The 1292-nt window shown below is 67.8% G+C and carries 1 protein-coding gene; it reads left to right on the top strand.

Going from position 1 to position 1292, the window contains the following annotated elements:
• Window positions 1-70 precede the first annotated feature (70 nt).
• Complete coding sequence (locus OF850_RS23330; protein WP_301592831.1) at window positions 71-1189, top strand: IS5 family transposase; 1119 nt, start codon at window positions 71-73, stop codon at window positions 1187-1189.
• Window positions 1190-1292 lie beyond the last annotated feature (103 nt).

Raw genomic sequence — 1292 nt, 5'->3', positions numbered from 1 at the left:
CAGGCTGCTGAAAAACGGTCGCGTTGGTGTCTTGGCTGTGATTCCTTCTGGTCAGGCAGGGGGACGAGCGATGCGCGGGACAGACGAGCGGACGGAGAGCTTGTTCAGCTACGTGAGCTGCGAGGCCCGGGTGCCCGCCGGTCACCCATTGCGGCTGATCCGCGCGGTGGTGGACGAGGCGCTCGAGGCGCTGGCTGGCGAGTTCGAGCAGCTCTACGCCCGGATCGGCCGCCCCTCGATACCGCCGGAGAAGCTACTGCGGGCCTTGCTGCTGCAGGCGTTCTACTCGGTTCGCTCGGAGCGGCAGTTGATGGAGCAGCTCGACTACAACCTGCTGTTCCGCTGGTTTGTCGGGCTTTCGATGGACGCGCCGGTGTGGGATGCCTCGACTTTTTCGAAGAACCGCGACCGGCTGCTCGCCGGCGACATCGCACAGGCCTTCCTGGCAGCGGTGGTGGCGCATCCGCGCCTCAAGGCGCTGATGTCTTCCGAGCACCTCTCAATCGACGGCACGCTGATCGGGGCCTGGGCGAGCCACAAGTCGTTCCGGCCCAAGGGCGAGGGCGGTGCTCCGCCCGCGCCACCGGCATGCGGCGGGCGAAACGGCGAGTTTGACTGGCGTGGCGAGCGGCGCTCGAACGAGACGCACGCCTCCACCACCGATCCGGATGCGCGGCTGGCCCGCAAGGCCGACGGACAATCCTCGGTCCTCGCCTATGCCGGGCATGTGCTGATGGAGAACCGCTCCGGTTTGGTCCGGCTGGCTTGCGCAACACACGCCAGCGGCACCGCCGAGCGCGACGCCTCGTTGGCGCTGGTGGACCGGCTGCGGCGGAGCGTACGAGGCCGCATTACGCTCGGCGCCGACAAAGGTTACGATGCGCGCGAGCATGTCGAGGGGCTGCGAGCGCGAGGGGTGACGCCCCACATCGCCCGCAACGACCACAAGACGAAGACCGGCAAGCGGCGGCGCTCGGCGATCGACAGGCGCACCACGCGCCATCCGGGCTACGCGGTCAGCCAAGTGATCAGGAAGCGCGTCGAGGAGGTTTTCGGCTGGATCAAGGAAACCGCCGGCCTGCGCCAGACCCGTCATCGCGGCCTCGATCGCGTTGGCTGGACCTTCACTCTCGCTGCCGCCGCCTACAACCTCGTCCGACTGCCGGGTCTGTTGCGCTCCGCTCCATGAACCGGCCGCGAACAGAACCAATCCCGTCTTCTGACGCCGTCCGGTAGACCCGCCCGCAGCCCAGAAATCCTCCGGCCCAGCCGACTTCTTCAGCAGCCTGCTA

Origin of the sequence: Sabulicella glaciei, from assembly GCF_026183895.1 — a bacterium.
GTDB lineage: Bacteria > Pseudomonadota > Alphaproteobacteria > Acetobacterales > Acetobacteraceae > Roseococcus > Roseococcus glaciei.
The sequence above is the reverse complement of the archived record's forward strand: the minus strand, read 5'-3'. Positions and strand labels throughout refer to the sequence as shown.

Coding starts and splice junctions, on each gene's coding strand:
- OF850_RS23330 (WP_301592831.1), top strand. CDS start 71: ATGCGCGGGACAGACGAGCGGACGGAGAGCTTGTTCAGCTACGTGAGC.